General features: G+C 70.0%; 4 protein-coding genes. All 4 read left to right on the plus strand.

What is annotated here, in order from left to right:
- A partial coding sequence (locus AC1D15_RS29695; protein ID WP_477828848.1) for a methyl-accepting chemotaxis protein occupies positions 1-547 on the plus strand: 547 nt, incomplete at its 5' end.
- A gap of 48 nt (positions 548-595) precedes the next feature.
- Entirely contained in the window at positions 596-805 is a 210-nt protein-coding gene (locus tag AC1D15_RS29700; RefSeq protein WP_477828849.1) for a hypothetical protein, read from the plus strand.
- Positions 802-1,227, plus strand: coding sequence for a DUF3052 domain-containing protein (locus AC1D15_RS29705; protein ID WP_477828850.1), 426 nt, complete (start codon positions 802-804; stop codon positions 1,225-1,227). The genes AC1D15_RS29700 and AC1D15_RS29705 overlap by 4 nt, the downstream gene beginning before the upstream one ends.
- Positions 1,228-1,356: 129 nt before the next feature.
- The coding region (locus AC1D15_RS29710) for an alpha/beta hydrolase (protein WP_477828851.1) at positions 1,357-1,909 on the plus strand (553 nt) is incomplete at its 3' end.

Genomic DNA, 1,909 nt, shown 5'->3' on the forward strand with positions numbered 1-1,909 from the left:
GTCCGAAGTCGTGTCGACGATGGACGAGATCAATGCCAGCTCGAAGAAGATCGCCGACATCATCGGCGTGATCGACGGCATCGCGTTCCAGACCAACATCCTCGCGCTGAATGCGGCGGTGGAAGCGGCGCGGGCCGGTGAGCAGGGCCGCGGTTTCGCGGTGGTCGCGAGCGAGGTGCGCAGCCTCGCGCAGCGCAGTGCCGAGGCGGCCCGCGAGATCAAGGGCCTGATCGGCCAGAGCGTCGACCGGGTCGAGGCCGGCAGCCGGCTGGTGCAGGACGCCGGCTCGACGATGGACGAGATCGTCGTCAGCGTGACGCGCGTGACCGACATGATCAGCGAGATCAGCGCCGCCTCGGGCGAGCAGAGCCAGGGCATCGGCCAGGTCAACGTGGCGGTGAGCCAGCTCGACCAGATGACGCAGCAGAACGCCGCGCTGGTCGAGGAATCGGCCGCGGCCGCCGAGAGCCTGAAGGACCAGGCGCTGCGGCTGAGCGGGATCATCGGGACGTTCCGGCTGAGCGGACAGGGAATGACCCTGGCGTGAGTCCGTGCGGGCTTGGCGGGGCCGCCAGCGTTTGATAGCGTTCGGCCCATGCCATCCAACGACGTCACAGGAAAACGGTTCGCGGCTTCCGCATGCGAGGAGATCGCTCAAGGCGACGGTGCCGGCAAGCGTGAGGTGATCTGCGACGCGCTGCGGGCCGAGATCCTCAAGGGTTCGGACAGTGGAGCCAGTATTCCCGCTGAGCGCGTGTTCGCCGAAGTGCGCGCGGCACTCGCAGCGGGCGGCGCGGCCGCATGACGGAGGGCTATTCCGGCACGCCGCTCGCGAAGAAGCTCGGCCTGAAAGAGGGCTGCACCGTTGCGATTCTTGACGAACCACCGGGCTACCGGACGCTGCTGGTGCCGGTACCGGCCGGTGTCGAGTTCACGAGCCGGGCGACCGGCATCACCGACATCGCGCATGTCTTCGTCACGAGGCGCGATGACCTGGCAGCGCACCTGCCTTCGCTGCGCAAGGTGCTGAAGCCCGATGCAGCGCTCTGGGTCTCGTGGCCCAAGAAGGCCTCGAAGATGCCGACCGACATCACCGAGGACACGATCCGCGAACTCGCGCTGCCGCTGGGCTTCGTCGACGTCAAGGTGTGCGCCGTCGACGCGGTGTGGTCGGGGCTGAAGCTCGTCGTGCGCAAGGAATTGCGCAACGAGCAGCGTCGCCCCTGATGCGCCCGCACGGCAGAATCGCGCCGATCATCATCGAATCCGGGGAGGAAGAATGACGGCACAAGGAATCCGCCAGCGCGCTGCTGCGCTGGTGTGGGCGCTCGGATGCGCGTCGGCACCGGGCGTGTGATGCGACGCGTCACGCGGATCGCGGCCGGTCTCGCGACCAGTGCGATGCTGGTCGCGCTGGCCAGCCTGGGTGCCGGCGAGGCGCTCAGTTCGCCGGCCGCACGCACCATCGGCGCGGCGCCCGCCGACCTGCAGGCCGAGACCGTGTCGATCCCGGACGGCCGCGGCGCCACGGTCGCCGGCTGGTTCATCCCGGGCCGGCCGGGTCGCGGCGCCGTGCTGCTGCTGCACGGCGTGCGGGCGGACCGGCGCGCGATGATCGAGCGCGCCCGGCTGCTGTCGCGTGACGGCCATGCCGTGCTGCTGATCGACCTGCCCGCGCACGGCGAGAGCAGCGGCGAGCGCATCACCTTCGGGCTGCGCGAAGGCGCCGGGGTGCGCACGGCACTGGCCGAGTTGCGGCGGCGCCTGCCGGGCGAGGCGATCGGCGTGATCGGCGTTTCACTCGGTGCCGCGTCGCTGGTGCTGGCGCACGCCGAGCCGGCGCCCGATGCCGTGGTGCTCGAATCGATGTACCCGACGATCGAGGAGGCCGTCGTCGATCGGTTGACGC

The sequence above is a fragment of the Rhizobacter sp. P2_H2 genome, from assembly GCF_056403375.1.

Bases quoted from the DNA above. Each gene is read 5' to 3' on its own strand.
- AC1D15_RS29700 (WP_477828849.1), top strand. From the start codon at position 596: ATGCCATCCAACGACGTCACAGGAAAACGGTTCGCGGCTTCCGCATGC.
- AC1D15_RS29705 (WP_477828850.1), top strand. From the start codon at position 802: ATGACGGAGGGCTATTCCGGCACGCCGCTCGCGAAGAAGCTCGGCCTG.